This window comes from Streptomyces sp. NPDC033270 (genome assembly GCF_055576575.1).
This window is the reverse complement of the sequence record NZ_JBVIRA010000005.1, coordinates 153189-171618: the sequence shown is the minus strand read 5'-3', so window position 1 is coordinate 171618 and position 18430 is coordinate 153189. Positions and strand designations below refer to the sequence as shown.

General features: G+C 72.3%; 17 protein-coding genes. 11 read left to right on the top strand and 6 right to left on the bottom strand.

Annotated features, from left to right (window positions below):
* Positions 1-125: 125 nt before the first annotated feature.
* The 7 genes from ACZ5XZ_RS10705 (at position 126) to ACZ5XZ_RS10675 (ending at position 8718) form a co-directional block, all read left to right on the top strand.
* The gene (locus tag ACZ5XZ_RS10705) at positions 126-800 is read left to right on the top strand and encodes a TauD/TfdA family dioxygenase (protein ID WP_468976622.1); all 675 of its coding nucleotides are present in this window, start codon (positions 126-128) and stop codon (positions 798-800) included.
* Between the two features lie 29 nt (positions 801-829).
* Entirely contained in the window at positions 830-1858 is a 1029-nt protein-coding gene (locus ACZ5XZ_RS10700) for an ornithine cyclodeaminase family protein (protein ID WP_468976317.1), read from the top strand.
* Positions 1849-3222, top strand: coding sequence for a type III PLP-dependent enzyme domain-containing protein (locus ACZ5XZ_RS10695; RefSeq protein WP_468976315.1), 1374 nt, complete (start codon positions 1849-1851; stop codon positions 3220-3222). The genes ACZ5XZ_RS10700 and ACZ5XZ_RS10695 overlap by 10 nt, the downstream gene beginning before the upstream one ends.
* 59 nt (positions 3223-3281) lie before the next feature.
* Entirely contained in the window at positions 3282-4310 is a 1029-nt protein-coding gene (locus ACZ5XZ_RS10690) for a cysteine synthase family protein (RefSeq protein WP_468976313.1), read from the top strand.
* A 3-nt stretch (positions 4311-4313) separates the two neighbouring features.
* Positions 4314-5705 (top strand): MATE family efflux transporter, encoded by a 1392-nt coding sequence (locus ACZ5XZ_RS10685; protein ID WP_468976310.1) that lies wholly within the window; start codon positions 4314-4316, stop codon positions 5703-5705.
* Positions 5706-5882: 177 nt separating this feature from the next.
* Positions 5883-7445: a serine/threonine-protein kinase gene (locus ACZ5XZ_RS10680; RefSeq protein ID WP_468976308.1), complete on the top strand. Its 1563-nt coding sequence runs from the start codon at positions 5883-5885 to the stop codon at positions 7443-7445.
* A gap of 73 nt (positions 7446-7518) precedes the next feature.
* Entirely contained in the window at positions 7519-8718 is a 1200-nt protein-coding gene (locus ACZ5XZ_RS10675) for a carboxylate-amine ligase (RefSeq protein ID WP_468976305.1), read from the top strand.
* Positions 8719-8793: 75 nt separating this feature from the next.
* Here ACZ5XZ_RS10675 and ACZ5XZ_RS10670 read toward each other — a convergent pair whose 3' ends face one another.
* The 3 genes from ACZ5XZ_RS10670 to ACZ5XZ_RS10660 form a co-directional block, all read right to left on the bottom strand.
* Entirely contained in the window at positions 8794-10293 is a 1500-nt protein-coding gene (locus ACZ5XZ_RS10670) for a protein kinase domain-containing protein (protein ID WP_468976302.1), read from the bottom strand.
* Between the two features lie 88 nt (positions 10294-10381).
* Positions 10382-11122 (bottom strand): PP2C family protein-serine/threonine phosphatase, encoded by a 741-nt coding sequence (locus ACZ5XZ_RS10665; protein WP_468976299.1) that lies wholly within the window; start codon positions 11120-11122, stop codon positions 10382-10384.
* Positions 11123-11155: 33 nt separating this feature from the next.
* Positions 11156-12349 carry a site-2 protease family protein gene (locus tag ACZ5XZ_RS10660; protein ID WP_468976620.1) on the bottom strand — a complete coding sequence of 398 codons (1194 nt, stop codon included), beginning with the start codon at positions 12347-12349 and terminating at the stop codon, positions 11156-11158.
* An 83-nt stretch (positions 12350-12432) separates the two neighbouring features.
* Here ACZ5XZ_RS10660 and ACZ5XZ_RS10655 point away from each other — a divergent pair, with 83 nt between their 5' ends.
* Positions 12433-12720: a hypothetical protein gene (locus tag ACZ5XZ_RS10655; RefSeq protein ID WP_468976618.1), complete on the top strand. Its 288-nt coding sequence runs from the start codon at positions 12433-12435 to the stop codon at positions 12718-12720.
* Positions 12721-12888: 168 nt separating this feature from the next.
* Positions 12889-13296 carry a hypothetical protein gene (locus tag ACZ5XZ_RS10650; RefSeq protein ID WP_468976297.1) on the top strand — a complete coding sequence of 136 codons (408 nt, stop codon included), beginning with the start codon at positions 12889-12891 and terminating at the stop codon, positions 13294-13296.
* 85 nt (positions 13297-13381) lie between these two features.
* On the opposite strand, the gene ACZ5XZ_RS10645 is transcribed toward ACZ5XZ_RS10650, so the two are convergent.
* From ACZ5XZ_RS10645 to ACZ5XZ_RS10635, 3 genes are all read right to left on the bottom strand, one after another.
* Positions 13382-13756, bottom strand: coding sequence for a hypothetical protein (locus tag ACZ5XZ_RS10645; protein ID WP_468976294.1), 375 nt, complete (start codon positions 13754-13756; stop codon positions 13382-13384).
* A 177-nt stretch (positions 13757-13933) separates the two neighbouring features.
* Positions 13934-14653: a transglycosylase family protein gene (locus ACZ5XZ_RS10640; protein WP_468976291.1), complete on the bottom strand. Its 720-nt coding sequence runs from the start codon at positions 14651-14653 to the stop codon at positions 13934-13936.
* A gap of 242 nt (positions 14654-14895) precedes the next feature.
* Entirely contained in the window at positions 14896-15732 is an 837-nt protein-coding gene (locus tag ACZ5XZ_RS10635) for a 4'-phosphopantetheinyl transferase family protein (protein WP_468976288.1), read from the bottom strand.
* 308 nt (positions 15733-16040) lie between these two features.
* On the opposite strand from ACZ5XZ_RS10635, the gene ACZ5XZ_RS10630 reads away from it, so the two are divergent.
* Positions 16041-17261 (top strand): sensor histidine kinase, encoded by a 1221-nt coding sequence (locus tag ACZ5XZ_RS10630; protein WP_468976286.1) that lies wholly within the window; start codon positions 16041-16043, stop codon positions 17259-17261.
* A 240-nt stretch (positions 17262-17501) separates the two neighbouring features.
* Positions 17502-18209 carry a response regulator gene (locus tag ACZ5XZ_RS10625; protein WP_468976616.1) on the top strand — a complete coding sequence of 236 codons (708 nt, stop codon included), beginning with the start codon at positions 17502-17504 and terminating at the stop codon, positions 18207-18209.
* Positions 18210-18430 lie beyond the last annotated feature (221 nt).

Sequence of the window (18430 nt, the reverse complement as noted above, 5' to 3'; positions counted from 1 at the left end):
TTCTGTTCGCCCTCCCCGCCCCCCCCCTCCCCCCCCCCCCCCCCCCCCCCCCCCCCCCCCCCTCCCCCCCCCCCCCCCCCCCCGGGGCCCGCTACGACATCCAACTGCTGCTGCTCGCCACCGTGATGGGCACCCCCCTCGCCTGGAAGGGCCAGCAGGGCGGCCGGTTCGTCCACAACATCGTCCCCTCGGCCGGGCACGAGAGCGAGCAGACCGGTGCCAGCAGCACCGTGCTGCTCAGCCCGCACACCGAGGACGCCTTCCACCCGGGCCGCGCACACCTGCTGATGCTGTGCTGCCTGCGCAACCACGACGCCGTCGCCACCACCGCCGCCAGCATCCGCCGGACCCGCCTCGCGGACGAGGACATCGCCGTGCTGACCCGGCCGGTGGTGCCGATCCTCCCCGACGACGCCTACGCCGACGCGCAGCACTACGCCGAGCAGGCACCGCCCGCCGTACCCGCCCTCTTCGCGGCCGAAGCGGGCCTGACCCTGCGCTTCGACCCGGCGTACACCCCGCTCGACGAGGCGGACCCGGCCTACCGGGCCGCCTACAACCGGCTCACGGCCGAACTCGCCCGGGTGTCGGTCACCGTGCGGCTCGCCCCCGGCGAGGTCCTCGTCGTCGACAACGACCTGGTGGTGCACGGACGGGTGCCCTTCCGGGCCCGCTACGACGGCAGCGACCGGTGGCTCAAACGCGCCTTGGTCCGCGTCCCCGGACGCCGCAGCCGTCCCCTGGCCGAAGCCCGTGAGCACGGCTACGGTCAGGCCGCCCTCGAAGCGCACACCAGCTGACCGCGCGTACGGTTTGGAGGCACCACACGATGACCGACACCTCGATCACCGCCCCCGCCGACCCCCCGATACCCGGCGACGACCGGCACCTGCGGATCCTGACCACCACCGACCTGGCCGGGATCGACATCTCCCTGACCGACGTGGTCGCCACCGTGGAGGGCGCCTACCGCACCCTGCACTCCGGACGGTCCGACAACCCCCGCAAGCTGACCGTCAAACCGCCGGACGGGCACTCGGTCTCCTACGCGATGCTGGGCCGCGACGGCTCCCGCGACGTCGTCGCGATCAAGACCTCCTACAAGCACGGCCTGGACAAGGGCCGTACCGAGCAGCACTACTACACCGCGCTCACGCTCTACGACGACGTCACCGGCCTGCCGCTGGCGATGATGGACTGCTCCCGGATCGGCTCGCTGCGCACCCCGGCCGCCTCCGCGCTGCTGGCCCGCGAATGCGCGGCGCCCGGCGCCCGCAGCGCCCTGGTCATCGGCACCGGGACCCAGGGCCGCCTGGCCCTGCCGTTCCTGCTGACCACCCTGCCGGACCTGGACCGGCTGATGCTGTCCGGCACCCACCCCGGCGGCATCGCCGCGGTCCGCGAGCGGCTGCGCGCGCACTTCCCCGACCGCGACGTGGAGGTCGTCGGCGATCTGCGGGCCGCCGCCGCGGACGCCGACGTCGTCGTCGCCACCGCCGGGCCCCACACGCCCGCCGCCGTCGAGGCCGACTGGCTCCGGCCCGGTGCGCTGGCCGTCCTGGTCGGCCACGGACTCGCCCCCTCGACACTGCACCGGGCCGACCGGGTCATCGCCACCAGCGAGGCGCAGATGAACGTCACCGGCACCGACATGGCCGACGCCGACGGCCGACTCCCGGCGGTGGACGCCGAGTTCCCGCCCGTGCTCGCCGGCGCCGCGCTCGGCCGGGTCTCGGACAAGGAGCGGATCTTCGCGTACAACAGCGGCCTGGTCGTCACCGACATCGCCCTCGGCCACCGCTTCGCGCAGCTCGCGCTGGCGCGGGGCCTGGGAACCGAGGTGCCGCTGTGGCGGTGAGCAAAGCGTCCGCCTGGCCGACGCTGCCCGCCCTGCCCGACCCCGCCACCCGAGCGGTGCTGGACAGCGGACTGCCGGCGGAGCTCTCCTACGCACTCGGCGGGCCGTTCCACTTCCTGCTGCCCGACGCGTTCGACGCCAATCTGCGGGCCCTGCGGGCCGCGCTGTCGGACGCGGGCGTGGCGGGCTTCGTGTACTTCGCGAAGAAGGCCAACAAGGCCGCCGTGTGGAGCGAGCGCTGCGCCGCGAACGGCGCCGGAGTCGACACCGCCTCCGTCGGCGAGCTGCGAGACGCCCTCGGGCACGGGGTCCGCGGGGAGCACCTCGTCGTCACCGGGCCGGCCAAGGACGGCGCCCTGCTGCGCCTGGCGGTGCGGCAGGGCGCGCTGATCGCCGTGGACGCGCTCGACGAACTCGACGCGCTGATCGCCACGGTGGGGCCGGACCCGGTCCGCCCGGCGCGGGTGGTGCTGCGCTGCCTGCCGCCGGCCCAGCCGCACAGCCGCTTCGGCCTGCACGACGCCGAGCTGGAGGCCGCCCTGGAACGCTGCGCCCGGGCGGGCGACGCGGTGCGGATGGAGGGCTTCAGCTTCCACCTGTCCGGATACGCCGTACAGCCCCGCGCCGACCTGGCCGGGCGCCTGGTCGAGCGGTGCCTCAAGGCCCGCGCGCGGGGGCTGGTGGCCGACCGGATCAGCATCGGCGGCGGCCTGGCGGTCAGCTACACCGACGCCGTCAGCTGGCGCACCTTCCTCGCCGGGCAGCACAGCGGGCACTACCACGCGGCAAAGTCCTTCACCGCCGGCGACTTCTACCCCTACCACTGCCCGGCCGCCGGAGCCGGGGCGCTGCGGGCCCTGCTCGCCGCCCGGCCCGAAGGGCACCACCGCAGCCTGACCGAGCTGCTCAAGGACGCCGGCCTCACCCTGCTGGTGGAGCCCGGCCGCGCCCTGCTGGACAAGGCGGGCGCGACGGTGTTCCGGATCCAGGGCGCCAAGGACCGCGCGGGCTATCAGCTGCTGACCGTCGACGGCACCAGCCTGAGCCTGTCCGAGCAGTGGTTCAACAGCGAGTACCTGCCCGACCCCTACCTGCTCTCCCGCGACCCGGGCGCCCCCGCCGGCATCCACCCCGCAAGTGTCGGCGCGGCCACCTGCCTGGAGTCGGACCTGCTCAGCTGGCGGAAGATCCCCTTCCCCCGCCGGCCCCGCATCGGTGACCTGCTGGTCTACCCCAATACGGCCGGCTACCAGATGGACTCCAACGAGTCGCCCTTCCACGACCTGCCGCTGCCGCCCAAGGTCGTCATCGACCACACCGAACGCCCGCGCCCGCGCTGGCGGCTGGACCGGCAGCGCAGCTGACCCGGGCCGCGGCCCGTACGCCCCCCTCGCAGGAGTACCCGATGCACAGGAGTCGCCCGATGCCCGGAGCACTTTCCCGCCCCGCCGTGGTCTCCCGTATATCCGACCTCATCGGCCGCACGCCGCTGCTGGAGTTGGCCGCCTCCGAGACCGGCAGCCGGCTGCTGCTGAAGCTGGAGATGTTCAACCCCACCGGTACGGCGAAGATCCGGATGGCCCGCCAGATGGTCCTCGACGCCGAGGAGCGCGGCGCGCTGCGGCCCGGCGGCCGCATCGTGGAGTCGACGTCCGGCAACACCGGCCTCGGCCTCGCCGTCATCGCCGCCGAGCGCGGCTACACCTTCACCGCCGTCGTCGACCACCACGCGTGTGCGGACAAGCTGCGCGCCATGAAGGCCCTGGGCACCGAACTCGTCCACGTCGCCGACGACGGCACGGAGGAACTCGCCACCGCCGCGCGGGAGGAGCTCGCCGAGGGCCTCGCCCGCGGCCGGGACAACACCGTCTTCACCGAGCAGCACAACAATCCCAGCAACGGCGTCGGCTACTTCCCCGTCGCACACGAGCTGTACGAGGCCCTCAACGGCCGGCTCGACGTGCTGGTCGGCGCGGTCGGCACCGGCGGCGCGCTCTGCGGGACGGCCCGCGAACTGCGCACGCTGCTGCCGTCGTTCACCACCATCGGCGTCGAGCCCAAGGGGTCGATCGCCTTCGGCGGCCCCGCCCACGACTACTACCAGTCCGGCACCGGCACCCCCGAGGGCGCGGAGATCGGCGCCCTGGTCGACTTCCGCCTCATCGACGAGGGCGTCAAGGTCGGCGACGTCGAGGCGTTCGCCACCTGCCGGGCCGTCGCCCGCACCGGTCTGCTCATCGGCGGCTCCGCCGGCGGCGTCGTCCACGAGGCCCTGGTCCGGCTGCCCCTGCTGCCGCCCGGCAGCACCATGGTCGCCCTCGTCAACGACGGCGGGGAGAAGTACCTGGACACCGTCTTCAACGACACCTGGATGCACGATCGCGGCCTCCTCGACCCCGCGGCGGAGCGGGAGATCGAAGAGCTGCTGAGCAAGCTCCGCGGGAGCCGCTGACCCATGCCGACCACTGTGCTGCGCGACAGCCGCGCCCTGGCCACGCTCGCCGTCCCGCTCATCCTCACCCAACTCGCCCAAGTCGCCCTGACCACCACCGACACCGTGATGATGGGCCTGCTCGGCACCGAGGAGCTGGCGGCCGGCGGCCTGGCCCTGGTCCTGTTCAACCAGCTGCGCACCATGGGCGTCGGACTGGTGACCGCCGTCGGCAACCAGACAGCCGCCGCGGCGGCCCGCGCCGAGCGGGCGGACGCGGAAGGCGCGCACGGGGCCGGCGAACACGACGAGGTCCGTGCGATCGTCCGCGCGAGCCTGGCGGTGGCCACCCTCGCCGGTCTCGCCGGCGCCGTCGTCCTGGGCCTCATCGGCCAGGGCCTGACCTGGCTCGGCCAGGACGCCGCCGTCGTCGCACACACCCGGAGCATGCTGCTCGCGCTGGCCCCCGGACTGCTGCCCTGCCTGTGGTTCCAGGCCGTCCGCCAGTTCACCGTCGGCATGCGCCGCCCCCAGGCCCTGCTGCGGATCACGCTGGCCTCCACAGCCGTCAACGCGGGCCTGAACTGGCTGCTGATCCACGGCACGTGGGGGCTGCCCCGGCTGGGCCTGACCGGCATCGGCGTCGCCACGACCACCGTCCACCTGCTGTCCTTCCTCGCCCTGTACGCCTCGGCGCGCAAGGACGGCCGGCTGGCCCCCCTGCTCACGCTCAACGCGGCCGGGGCCGACGCGGCCGCCGTCAAACGGCTCGTCGGCCTCGGCGTACCGATCGCCGCGACGTACGGATCGGAAGCCGGGTTCTTCTCCCTCACCGCGCTGATGGCCGGCTCCTTCGGCCCCGCCGCCCTCGCCGCGCACACCGCCGTCAACCAGCTCGTCTACATCGTCTTCCAGGTCGCCGTCGGCCTCTCCCATGCCGCGTCGATCCACGTCAGCCGGGAGCTCGCCCTCGGCCGCACCGACGCCGCACGCCGCATCAAGAACACCGCGCTCGCCTGCGCGGCGGCCGTCATGACCCTGGTCGCCGCCGGCTATCTGACCGTGCCCCACCTCGTCCTCGCGCCGTTCCTCGACGCCGGCTCCGACCGGGCCCTGGCCATCGCCACCCAGCTGCTCCTGGTCGCCGCCGTCCTCCAGTTCTTCGACTGCGCGCAGAACATCGGCGTCGGACTGCTGCGCGGACTCGACGACACCAGGAGCGGATTCCGCATCACCCTCGTCGGCTACTGGGCGGTCGGGCTGCCCGCGGCCTGGCTCCTGGCCTACCCCCTGCACCTGGACACCCTCGGCATCTGGCTCGGCCTGCTCACCGGCCTGGCCACCACCGCCGTGCTCCTCCTGCGCCGCTACGACAGGCAGTTGCCCGGCCGCCTGAGCCGGCGGATCCCGGCCTGATCACCCAGCGTGACATCACGTGCGGTGGTGGCGCGCCTCCGTCACCGCCCGGCCGCGTCTCGGCGCGTGGAACGCCCTGCCGGATCGCAGGAAATCCGCCATCGTGGCCGGATCACCGCACCGGCTAAGGTGCTCCCGCGAACTGTTCAGGCGTGCGATGAAGGGGAAGGTCTGGCGGTGTCCGATCTGGGGCGGCTCATAGCCGGCCGTTACCGGCTGGTGGAGCGGGTGGGCCGCGGCGGAATGGGCACCGTGTGGCGGGCCGAGGACGAGCTGCTCGGCCGGCACGTCGCCGTGAAGAAGCTGCACGTCCCGCCGCATCTGCACGACGACGAGGTCCTCACGCTCCACGAGCGCACCCGCCGCGAGGCCCGCAGCGCCGCCCGGATCACCCACCCCCACGTGATCGTGGTGCACGACGTCGTCGACGACGAGGGCCTGCCCTGCATCGTGATGGAGTACATCCCCTCCGTCACGCTGAGCGACGTGGTCAAGCGGCAGGGCGCGCTGCCGCCGGGCGAGACGGCCCGGATCGGCCGCGCCATGGCCGCCGCGCTGCGCGCCGCACACGACGTCGGAGTGCTCCACCGGGACGTCAAGCCCGCCAACGTCCTGCTCGGGCACCACGGGCGCCTCGTCCTCACCGACTTCGGCATCGCCGTGGAGTCCGGCACTCCCACGCTGACCAAGACCGGCGAGCTGGTCGGGTCGATCCACTACCTCGCGCCGGAACGCCTGCGGCCAGGCATCGCCGAGCCCGGCCCCGCGAGCGACCTGTGGTCCCTGGGAGCGACGCTGTATCAGGCGGTCGAGGGCCGCCACCCGTTCCAGCGGGACACCGCGATCGAGACGGCGTACGCGATCGCCGTCGACGCGTACCACCCGCCGCGCAACGCCGGACCGCTGACCTCGGTGATCGAGGGACTGCTGGTGAAGGAGCCGGGACGGCGGATGGACGCCCACGAGGCCGAACGCCTCCTGGCCGACGCGGCCGGAGCGAGCAGCGGGGCCCCGTCGCCCGGGATCGCCCCCGCCGCCCCTGCCGCCTTCACTTCCCCCACCGCCGCCGACCCGGCCACGCGTCCGGAGCCGGTGGCGGACCCCGTGGCCCCGGCGCACGGGGGCCGACGCCGCCGGGCGGCGCTGTGGCTGGCCGTGGCGGCCGCGGTCGCCGCTTCCGTGACCGGCGGCACCCTGCTGTGGCCCCGGGGCGACGCCGATGCGACAGCGAGCGCACCGTCCAAGACCCCCGCCTCCGCCTCCAGCAGCCCGAGCCCCAGCCCCTCGCCGCCACCGCTGCCCGCCGGATACCACCTGGAGAAGGCCGGGGAGGGCTTCTCCGTGCCGGTACCGGACGGCTGGATGCCCAAGGACGTGCCCGGCGGCGAGGTCGCCTACGTCGACCCGACCCGGCTGGTGGGACTGCGGGTCGACGTCGTGGAGTTCGCGGGGTCCGATCCGGTGCGGCACTGGGAGGAGACCGAAGAGGAGCAGACGCGCCGGGACAACCCCGGCTACGAGCGGGTCCGGATGGGCCCGACGACCTTCCGCGGGCGGCCCGCCGGGTACTGGGAGTTCACCTTCCCGGGCCAGGCACGGGATTTCCGCGCCGTGGAGCTGTCCTTCAGCGGCACGGACGGCACGCAGTACGTGGTCTACCTCTCCGCACCGAACGCCCAGTGGAACCAGTACCGGCCGGTCTTCGACAACGCGGTCAAGGGGATCCGGCTGCGGGCCTAGGGCCTGGCCGATGGCTCGCCGGACTCAAAAGTGGTTCTTCTCCTGGCCCCGTGCGTGTGCTGACATGGCCCCTGTGGACAGTGAATCCGTCGGCACGGCAGACGCGAAGGACCGTCTCCCCAGTGCCGGAGGCCGGCACCATGCCGCCGCGCCGCCACCGGACCTGCTGACAGTGGGGGTGGAGGAGGAGTACTTGCTGGTCGATCCGGTAACCCGGGAGGTGAGCCCGCAGTCGCAGAAGGTGGTGACGCAGGCATCCTCTTCCGGACTCGATGACCGGGTCAGCACCGAACTGACGCGTTATCAGATCGAGGCGCGAACGGAACCGCACACCACCATGACGGGCCTCGGCGAGCAGATCCGGTCGATGAGAGCCGCCGTCGCACGTGCCGCCGGCCAGCAGGGCTTACGCATCGTCTCCAGCGGAACTCCCGTCCTCGGCCAGTTGGTTCCCCCGCCCCTCTCGGAGGGGCCTCGGTACGCGCGGAGCCTCGCGACATTCCGCGCCCTGGACGACGAGCAGACCGCGTGCGCCTGCCACATCCACGTCGGTATGCCGGACCTGTCGCGGGCCCTCCAGGTCAGCAACCACATCCGCCCCTGGCTCCCGGCGCTCATCGCCATGTCGGCCAACTCGCCCTACTGGGCGGGTCGAGACACCGGCTATGCGAGTTGGCGCACGATGACCTTGGCCCGCTGGCCGGTATCAGGGCCTCCGCCGTACTTCGAGTCTCCCGCGCACTTCGACGACCTCGTCAGCCGCGGCATCGAGGTCGGCGCCATCATGGACCGCGGCGGTCTGTACTGGGACATCAGACCCTCCAGCCACGTGCCGACCCTGGAGATCCGAGTGGCCGACGCCACCGCCACCGGCGAGGAGGCCCTCCTGTTGGCCGCCATCGTCAGAGCCCTGGCCGCGACCGCGCTCAGGGCCATCGACGCGAGGGAACCGGCACCGCGTCCGCAGCCGGAGATCCTGCGCGCGGCCTGCTGGCGAGCCGCACGCGACGGCCTCACGGGGGAATGCGTCGATCTGCCCTCCAGCCGCCTGGTTCCCGTGGCAGCCCGGATCGATCGGCTCCTGACGTGGATTCAGCCTGCTCTGCGACACCACGGCGACCTGGAGCCGGTGCGCGCCGGGTGGTCACGATTACGCGCCCACGGCAATGGCGCAGACCGCCAGCGCACCGCCTTCCGGCGCCGCTCCGGCTTGCCCGATGTCGTAGACCACCTGATCGCCTCCACGACGCCTGCCGGCCACGCACCGGACTAGGGCCTGTCCGACCCTGACCCATCGGACAGGCCCCAGGGGGTGTCCGCCCGGCAGGTGCGCCCCGCCGGGCGGACGTCATGCCCGGATGCGCGCCTTGAGGACCTGGGTGCCGATGGCGAGCGTGACGCCCAGGAGCAGGACGTAGAAGACGCCGATCTTGTTCAGGTCGTCGAGGAAGAACCAGACCGACCCCAGACCGGTGAACCAGAACGCCACCAGCGGGAATCCGCCGGCCCGTTCGTCCTTGTAGCCGGCGGCCAGGCAGAGCGCGGCGACGACGCCCAGGACCAGGGCGATGATGACGTAGTGGGTGTCCCAGCCGACGTAGCCGCGGGCCAGCTCGGACCAGGCCGCCACGGCCTCCGCCACCGGCCCCCACACCACCGCGCACGCCAGCCGCGCCGACCACAGCAGCAGTACCGCCCCCGCCACACCGGCGAGCAGGGCGACCTGGGAGAACCGGCCGACCTCGATCATGTCGGTCCGGGAGATCACCAGCGTCAGCAGGCAGCCGAGCAGTGCCACCGCGCCCTCCGCCGTCGGCCGGAACACCACCCGAGCCGGGCTCCGGCGCCGGGCCTGCGGGGCCTGCTCACCACGGGACGGCTGCCCACCGCCGGACCACTGCTCGCCACCGGACGACTGCCCACCGCCGGCCGCCCGCTCGGCGCCGGACGGTGCCGCGAGCGCCGCCCCGGCCGCGGGGTCGACGGTGGTGGGGGTCCGCGGCGGGACGGCCCGCGGAGCCGCGACCGCCGCGGCGAGCGCCGCCTTCATCCCGGCGGCGTCGGCGAAGCGGTCCCCCCGGTCCTTGCGCAGCGCCCGGACGATCACCTCGTCCACGGCGGGCGGCAGCTCCGGGCGCAGCCGGGAGGGCGGCACGGGTTCCGCGGCCAGATGCTGGTGCATGACGGAGAACGGCGAGTCCCCCGTGTACGGGGGGCGCCCGGTCAGCAGCTCGTACAGCAGGCAGCCCACGGCGTACAGATCCGTACGGTGGTCGGTCTCGGCGCCGTTGATCTGCTCCGGGGCCAGATAGGCGGGGGTGCCGACCGCCACGCCGGTTCCGGTCAGCCGGGTGACGGCCTCGCTGAGCGCCTTGGCGATCCCGAAGTCCACGACCTTGACCTGCCGGCCGTCGGTGAGCATGACGTTCGCGGGCTTGATGTCCCGGTGCACGATGGCGTGCCGGTGGCTGTGGTCGAGGGCCTGAAGCACCTGGCCCACGATGTCGGCCGCCTGCGCCACCGGCAGCGCGCCGTCCTTCAGCACCTGGCCGAGGGTCCGGCCCGCCACGTACTCCATCACCAGGTACGGTTCGGCGGCGCCGCCCCCGGCGTCCTCACCCACGTCGTGGACGGTGGCCACACCGGGGTGGTTGAGCGCGGCCGCGGCGTGCGCCTCGCGCTGGAACCGGGCGAGGAACTCGGGCTGCAGCGCCAGCTCGGCGGAGAGGGTCTTCACCGCGACGGTACGGCGCAGCCGGCGGTCGACGGCCCGGTAGACCGTCCCCATCCCGCCGTGCCCGAGCTGCTCCACCAGCTCGTACCGCTCCCCCAGGATTCTGTGCTCCACCGGATTCCTCCCCGGGCCGAAAACACCAACACGGCGGAAGACGGACTGGAGCGCGGCCGGGTTCCCCCTGGCCAGGGGCAGTGCCGGGTCACTCGCCGATGCCGAGGAGGGCCAGCGTGATGTTGTCGGGGCCGCCCGCCTCGATGGCGGACTTCCACAGCTCGAAGGCGGCCCGGCCGTCTTCGTGGGCCCGCAGCAGGTCGTCGAGCTCGTCCTCGGGTACCGGGTCGGTCAGCCCGTCGGTGCAGATCAGGTAGCGGTCGCCGGCGGTGAGCGGGGCGGTGGCGACGTGCGGGGTGATGGCACTGAACAGGGAGGCGCCGCCGAGTGCCTGGGTGACGAGGGAGGTGGTGCGGCGGCCGGGCGGCAGGGGCGGGCTGTCGTCCACGCTGACCTGGCGCAGGCCGTCCCCGGTCGCGTCGAGCACCCTGCTGTCACCGACGTTGAAGACCAGCAGCGACTCGGCGAGGACGACCGCGCCGGCGACCGTCGTCCCCATGGTGAGCAGCTCCGGGTCGCGGCCGGCCGCCGCGTACACCGCGCGGTTGCACAGGTTCAGGGCGTCGCGGACGGCCTTCTCACTGCTGAGGGACGGGCCGAGCGCGGCCAGCTGCCGTACGGTCAGGGCGCTGGCCACCTCGCCGCCCGGCTGGCCCCCGATGCCGTCGGCGACCGCGACGACGAGCGGGGTACCGAGCGGGAAGACCAGGGTCTGCGGGTTCTCGGTCACGGTGCCGCACAGCGTCCACGGGCCGGCGACCAGGCTGTCCTCGTTGTGGTCGCGGAGCAGGCCCGGGTGGCTGAGGGCCGTCACGGTGATGTACCGCATGGCTGGATGCGCCGCCTCTCTGCGTCGTCGGGCTCAGTCACCCGGCTCGGTCGTCGGACCGGACGTCGGACCGGACGTCGGGCCGGACGTCGGACCAGGCGCTCCCCGGCCGCCCAGGGTGTGCCGCCGCATGAGCCGGGAGACGTCCTTGCCGGTGACGATCCCCACCAGCCGGCCCCCGTCCACGACCAGCAGACGGGTGCCGGTCCGGAGGGTGAGGCGTTCGAGGGCCTCGCTCAGCAGGTCGTCCGGGGCGGCGACCGCGCACTGGGACAGCGGGGTCGCCACGTCGCGCACCCGCAGGTCCTCCCGTTCGGCCGGCGGTACCACCGCGAGCCTGCGCAGCTGCACGACGCCGCTGGGGCGGCCCTCGAAGTCGAGCAGGGGGACCGCGGAGTGGTGGGAGGGCACCGCCACCTCGTCGATGAAGCGCTGGACGGTCAGCCAGTCGGCGCCCGTCACCACCGGGCTGGTCATGGCGTCGGCGACCCGTATGCCGCGCAGTGCGGTGTGCAGCGTGGCCCGGCGCCGCTCCGCACCGGCGACGATCATGATGAAGAGGCCGACGAAGACGATCCACAGTCCGCCCGGCGCCCCGCGCAGCACGGAGATCCAGCCGACGGCCACCATCAGCACGCCCATGACCTGGCCGCTGCGGGAGGCCGCCAGATCGGCCCGCTCCCGGTCACCGGTGCGCCACCACAGGACCGCCTGCACCACCCGCCCGCCGTCCAGCGGCACCGCGGGCAGCAGATTGAACGCGCCCAGGAACAGATTCGCCCAGCCGAGCCACAGCGCGACCACCGCGGGGATCTCCGCCCAGCCGGACAGCAGCTGCAGGCCGATACCCGCGCCGAGCGCGGCGCCGCCGATGACCAGGCTGGTCAGCGGGCCGCTGACGGCCACCAGGAAGGCCGCGGCGGCGGTCTTGGGCCGCCCCATCCGCGTCATCCCGCCCAGCGCCCACAGCGTGACGTCCTCGACCGAGATCTGCTTCCGGCGGGCGGTCGCGGCGTGCGCCGCCTCGTGCAGCAGCAGGCTGCCGGTGAGCAGCGCGGCTCCCGCGACGCCGGCGAGGGCGTAGACGGCACCCGAGCGGCCGGGGGTCCAGACGGGCAGGGCCTGCCGCCCCAGCCCGACCGCGAACAGGCCCACCAGTAGCGGAACGCTCCAGTGCATCCGCAGTGGTACGCCGACAACCTGTCCGACCTGGACCGATCCGTTCATCGTCGTCTCACCCACCCCAATTGTCGCTCGCGGAATCTACGCTGGACGTAATGACGGGAGCGCTGGACTGCCGGAGGTGCGTCATGGGGCACAGCCACCACTTCCACCTGGATCAGGGCGGCCACTCGATCACCGTGAACGTCGGCCCCGGCCGCGACGGGGAGATCGAGCTGCTGGTCAACGGCAAGGTGGTCGCCTACCGAAAAGAGCACGGCCCGGGCATGAACGTCCTGGCCGGCGAGCTGCCCGACCAGCCCGCCCACCCCTTCCGCGTCCTGCTCCGCCAGCCGCACCTCGTCCCGTCCGTGCCCCGCTGCACGCTGGAGCTGGACGGCGTGGAGCAGCCGATGCCGGAGCGGCTGGTGCTCTGAGGAAGGGCTCGCGCTCTGAGGAGGGGCTGATGCTCTGAGGAGGGGTTGGGCCACCCGGCTGATTCTCGGCTTCGAGCGTTTTATTCCCTGCGGGTTGAACGACGATGCACATGCACAACGGCAGCACGATACGTCTGGCATCGAAACGATGAACAGGCGAGGAGCACCGTGAGAAGAATTGCGCAGGCGGGAAGTGTCATCGGGGCATGCGGACTGGTGCTGTTCGGCGCCGGGGCCGCGCAGGCCGTGACCGTCCCGGGCGAATCCCTGTTGTCGGCCGTGGCGGGCGCGGACGTCGGAACCATCACCGGAATGGTCTCCGGGGTGGTCTGCAACAACCGCCTCGCCGACTTCAACTACAAGTCACCGGTCCACAAGGCGCCGCACCCCTGCATCAACGGCCCGGTACGTAGCGGCAACAGCAAGAACAGCGGCAACTTCATCAACCGCGGCAACCCGAACAACAGCGGCAACCTCTCCAGCACCAACGGCACCACCAACGGCGGCAATTCCGTCGAGGGCGCCTCACAGGGGAGCGGCAACAACATCCAGCGCATCCTCGGCCTGCACCGCTGAGACCGAGCGGGCACGGTCACAGCGGCCCCGACGAAGCGGCCCCGCTCCCCGAACGTTCCGGGAGCGGGGCCGCTTCACGTGCGTGTCAGAAGTGCGTGGAGCCGGTGGCATTTCCAATGTGCTGGATGTCGTTGCTGGTCTTGTTCTCGGCGCCGGTGGTGCCGCCGGCGTCGTCGTTGGTGTTGCCGTTGACGTTGGTCGGGCTGCCGCTGTTGTTCGGGTTGCCCTTGAGGTCGACGTTCTGCGCGTACTTGACGTTGCCGCTGTTCACGGGCCCGTTGACGCAGATCTTGGCCCGGGGGCCGCAGCGGAGGATGGCATGGAAGCTGGCGATGGTGTCGCTGTTCCACACCCCGTCGCCGTACCCGTCGAACCCGTCCCAGGCCTGTGCCGGCGACGCCCCACCGACAGCCAGGAGCAGGCCGCAAGCTCCTGCGATCACATATTTGACGCGTGCCATGTTCTTCACTGTGTGCTCCTGCACCTCGCGGTTTGGTCACCCGCGGACTTGCTACCGGGCGGGCCGGTCTCCGCCAAGCCTGAGCAACGGCCCGTTGCCCGTATTCACCCTCTCCGACCACCGGATTCACCATGACGGCCCTCCGGCTGCCCAGGGCCCCGCGACCGGCCGCCCCGTTCAGCCCCGCAGCTGGTGTCCCGGGTAGAGGTGGTCCGGGCCCTCGGGCAGCCGGTGTTCGTTGTGCTCCTGGCGGGTCCTGGCGCCGTCGGGGGTGTCGCCGCGTGCGGCGGTGTCGGTACGTGCGGAGACGTTGGTGCGCTCGGCGGTTTCGGTGCGCTCGGAGGTCTCGGTACGTGCGGAGGTCTCAGTGCGCTCGGCGCTCTCAGTGCGCCCGTTGCTCTCGCCGCGCTCGGCGCTCTCACGGCGCTCGGCGCTCTCACGGCGGCACTCCCGCGTGTGTCCACCATCCCGGCCGTCCCTGCCATCCTGGCCGTCCCTGCCGTCCTTGTCGGCGCTCGCGGGGGACTGCTGCGTGGTGCGGGTGGCGGCGTGGCCGCAGTTGGGCCAGGCGGACAGACCTTGATCGCGGACGATGCGCCGGCCGATGGCGATCTGTTCGGCGCGGGTGGCGAGGTCGGCCCGCGGGGCGTAGCGGCGGCCGCCGTAGGCGCGCCAGGTGCTGAGGGCGATCTGCAGGCCCCCGTGGTAGCCGTTGCCGGTGTTGATGTGCCAGCGGCCGTTGCTCTCGCAGGCGGCGATGCGCTCCCAGTCGGGCACCGGTGACCCGGACGGCACGTCCTGCGCCGCGCTCGGACCGGCCGGGCCTAAGATGCCCAGCACGGCCAGCAGCACGGACAGGACCGATTCGGCGGACCGCTTGGCGAGGGGCGACGGCATCACGGGCATCCTCCGCAGTGCTCCGGCAGCGCCGCGGCGCAGTGCACGCCACGACGGTGGGCACACACCAACTAACCCGGAAATATGGTTTTCTGCATGCCGGGAGAGCGCGACATGCGGGCGATTCACCCGGGTGGGCCATTGTCTGCGCCGTCGCCCCGATAGAACGTCAAGGACCGAATTCAGGCCACCACTGGGGAATTGGCCGCGGTGCGGTCCCGGACACGACCGGAAACGGGCAATTACGTGACCGAATAGGCGAAGGAGGGGGTGAGCGGAAGCGGTTCGGGGGTCGCCACGGCGAACTCGTAAGCGGCCGAGAAGGCGAAGTTCCTTACCGAAACCCGAACTTCGAGCCCCAAGGGATCGGGCACCGTGACCGTGCCGTGGTCGGCGGCGAAACCCGCCTCGATGCGCTCGGGGCAGACGGACAGACCACGGCCGACGGCCTGCATGGCGGCGTCCTTGCGCACCCAGAAGCGCGTGATCAGACGCTCCCGCTCGTCGGCGGGGCAGCTCGCCGCCAGCTGCGACTCCCGGGCCGTCAGCACCTCGTACGGGGTGTCGGGCGGGCAGCTGTCACGGCGGACGGATTCCACGGAGAATCCCATCTGGCGGGCGTCGTCACCGCACGCCACGACCAGCAGGCCACGGGTGCCGTACAGCTCCCAGTGACCGGCGGCGGCCATCGCGGTGCTCACCCGGTCGGGGAGCCGGGCCAGCAGCCAGCGGCGGGACGCGGTGTCGAGGGTGGCTCTGGAATGGCCGTTCAGGCCCAGGCAGTTGTCCGGGGACAGCGTGCCCTTGGCTCCGCCGCGCGGGGAGGACGCCACGGAGGGGGAACCCATGGGGACGACAAATACGGGTACGGGGGTGGCTGCCACGCCCGGGTGCGGATGCGGGTGCGGCCGAGCGGGCGGTTGCGCGGGGGCGAGCGATGCGGGACGGGCCGGGCCCCGGTGGTGCCGGTAGTGCTGGTGGTGCTCGTTGTGCCGGTGGTCAGAAGCGTCCTGGTCAAGGCGCTCCGGACAGAGTTCGAGAAGAGCGGCGTTCGTTTCCACGTACTTTCCGTCCTCCACAGTTGAACGGTGCCAAGGCCGCACTGGGTGAGTGGCGGCCCGTCATACAGATGGTGTCTCCCCCTTTTTCGCCTACATCGATCGATACAGACAGCCCAAGGTTTGCAGATCCTCCGGAGCCTGCGGGTCATCCCTCCTGCTGATGTACGGCTACATACTTCGATGTACGGGAGACCGCCCCAAATTCGGGCGCCAGGGCCAAGAGAACGGGCAGCGCGCCGAAGTACTGTCCTGGTGTGTGGTTACGCCCTTTCACAAGTACGCACGCACGCCGCCGGCCCATACCGCTCCGTGACCTCAGAATGGCGGTGGGTTTCTTCGCCGGCTGTCTGATTCTGTATGTCCTGGGCGGCCCCCGGGTCATGGGCAGCGACATCCCCGCCTGGCAGGCGGTCCTGCCGGTGCTCGTGCTGTGTACGGCGACGGCGTTCCGCAGCGCGCAGCCGCCGCTGGCGGTAGCCGTCGGCACCGTCACCGTCACCGTGGAGATGACCTCCAGCGGCGGCCTGGGACCCGTGCTCATCTACACGGACCTCCTCTACGCGGCCGCCCTCTACGGCGCCCAGTGGCTGTGCCGCGTCCTGCAGTTCGGAACCGTGGCCGTCACCATCGCCACCACCGTCACCCTGGTCGCCATCAGCGACCGCTCGGAGGGGGTGACGACCGGCGTCATCGTCGCGATGCTGCTCATCTCCCCCGTATGGACCGGGCTGTTGATAAGGAACCACAAGGAGCGGGCGGACGCCGAGCGGGAACGCGCCGCACAGATCAACCGCCTGGCGGAGCTGGACCGCAAGACCGTCCTGCAGACCGAGCGCACCCGCATGGCCCGCGAGCTGCACGATCTGGTGGCCAACCACCTCAGCGCGATCGCCATCCACTCCAGCGCGGTGCTGTCGCTTACGGAGGCCAAGCGGGCGGCGGAGAGCGACGGTGCCGTTGAAGGGGAGGCGGGGTCCAAGGCAGCGGCCGACGACGACCCGATACTGCAGGCCCTGGCCGTGATCCGTGAGAACAGCGTGCAGGGACTGGCCGAAATGCGCCGCATGGTGGTGTTGCTGCGCTCCGACCGCGGCGTGGACGACGACTGGGACCGCCCGCAGCTCAACGCCCTGGGCGCCCTGGTCGAACAGGCCCGCCCGGCCGCCGACGCCGCGGCCCTGACCCTGCACACCGACTTCCCCGAGAACTTCCCCGAGGTGTCCTCCGTCATCGAGGTGACGGCGTACCGCATCGTGCAGGAGGCGCTGACCAACGTCCTCAAGCACGCCTCGGCGGGGCGGGTACGGATCCGCTGCCAGGCCGGCGTCGAACAGCTCACGATCACCGTCGACAGCCCGCTGGCCCGCCCCGACCCCCGCACCCGGCAGCACCCCGTGGAGCGCCTGGCCACCGGCGCCGGAGCCGGCCTCACCGGCATGTCCGAACGGGCCGCCCTGGTCGGCGGCGTCTTCGACGCGGGCCCGGACCGCACCGCCCCCGGTCGCTGGAGGGTACGGGCGGTACTGCCCCTGACACAGAACTCCTAGGGGCAACACAGATCGACTCCCGGGGCGGAACCACTCCGGATGCCAGAACGGGGGCACTGAGGACGAGAGATGGAGCAGCAAGTGGAGGAGCCGGTGGACGAGTTAGTGAACGACTACGCCACGAACGGACCGACGGCAGCACCCGCGCCTGTCACGGCCGCCGAGCCGATGACGGCCCCCGAGCCGATGACGGCCCCCGGGCCGATGCCGGCCGCCGCGCGGATGCCGGTCTCCGAGCCGATGCCGGCCCCCAGGCCGCCATCCTGCCCCACCCCGCCCATCCGCGTCCTGGTGGCCGACGACCAGGCCGCCGTACGCTCCGGCCTGGTCCTGGTCCTGCAGACCGACCCGGACATCACGGTCGTCGGCGAGGCCGGCGACGGCGAGACGACGGTCCGCATGGCCGCCGAACTCCGCCCCGACGTCGTCCTGATGGACGTCCAGATGCCCCAGCTCAACGGCGTCGCCGCCACCCGCCGCATCGTCGAGCGCGGCCTCGCCGAGGTCCTGGTCCTGACCACCTTCGACCTCAACGAGTACATCTTCGGCGCCCTACGTGCCGGAGCCGGCGGCTTCATCCTCAAAAACGCCGAGCCCGCCGTCCTGGTAGGCGCCGTACGCGAGGTCGCCCACGGCGACGGCTTCCTCACCCCCGCCATCGCCCGCCGCCTGATCACCGAATTCGCCGACCGCCCCCCGTCAACATGCCCCGGCCCCACCCTCCCCGAAGGCTCCGCCCAGGCCCTGGCCACCCTCACCAAACGCGAACTGGAAGTCCTGGCCTGCATCTCCCAGGGCCTGGCCAACAGCGCCATCGCCGAGACTCTCAACCTGGCGGAGGGCACGGTAAAGACCCACACGAGCCGCATCCTGTCCAAGCTGAACCTGCGCAGCCGCGTACAGGCGGCGATTCTGGCCCAGCAGCATGGGGTTGTGTTGCGGGGGTGAGGGGGGGCGCGGCGGCCTCACGGACCCTATGAGCTATGCGGTCCTAACGGGCTACGCGGGCCCGGCCGGGCAGGGACAACCCACTGTGTACGTCATCCCGGTCACCGGATCCACCACCATCACACATCCGGAACACCGCCGAGGCCGTTGCCGCCCCCACTCGCTCCGAGGCCGCCGAGGGTGACTGCCCACGCCAACGGCCTTCCGATACGCAGCCACCG

What these genes read in the sequence shown, in the direction of transcription:
- ACZ5XZ_RS10685 (WP_468976310.1), top strand. Translation starts at nt 4,314, where the DNA reads ATGCCGACCACTGTGCTGCGCGACAGCCGCGCCCTGGCCACGCTCGCC.
- ACZ5XZ_RS10660 (WP_468976620.1), bottom strand. Translation starts at nt 12,349, where the DNA reads ATGAACGGATCGGTCCAGGTCGGACAGGTTGTCGGCGTACCACTGCGG.
- ACZ5XZ_RS10690 (WP_468976313.1), top strand. Translation starts at nt 3,282, where the DNA reads ATGCCCGGAGCACTTTCCCGCCCCGCCGTGGTCTCCCGTATATCCGAC.
- ACZ5XZ_RS10665 (WP_468976299.1), bottom strand. Translation starts at nt 11,122, where the DNA reads ATGCGGTACATCACCGTGACGGCCCTCAGCCACCCGGGCCTGCTCCGC.
- ACZ5XZ_RS10700 (WP_468976317.1), top strand. Translation starts at nt 830, where the DNA reads ATGACCGACACCTCGATCACCGCCCCCGCCGACCCCCCGATACCCGGC.
- ACZ5XZ_RS10655 (WP_468976618.1), top strand. Translation starts at nt 12,433, where the DNA reads ATGGGGCACAGCCACCACTTCCACCTGGATCAGGGCGGCCACTCGATC.
- ACZ5XZ_RS10705 (WP_468976622.1), top strand. Translation starts at nt 126, where the DNA reads ATGGGCACCCCCCTCGCCTGGAAGGGCCAGCAGGGCGGCCGGTTCGTC.
- ACZ5XZ_RS10645 (WP_468976294.1), bottom strand. Translation starts at nt 13,756, where the DNA reads ATGGCACGCGTCAAATATGTGATCGCAGGAGCTTGCGGCCTGCTCCTG.
- ACZ5XZ_RS10640 (WP_468976291.1), bottom strand. Translation starts at nt 14,653, where the DNA reads ATGCCGTCGCCCCTCGCCAAGCGGTCCGCCGAATCGGTCCTGTCCGTG.
- ACZ5XZ_RS10625 (WP_468976616.1), top strand. Translation starts at nt 17,502, where the DNA reads ATGCCGGCCCCCAGGCCGCCATCCTGCCCCACCCCGCCCATCCGCGTC.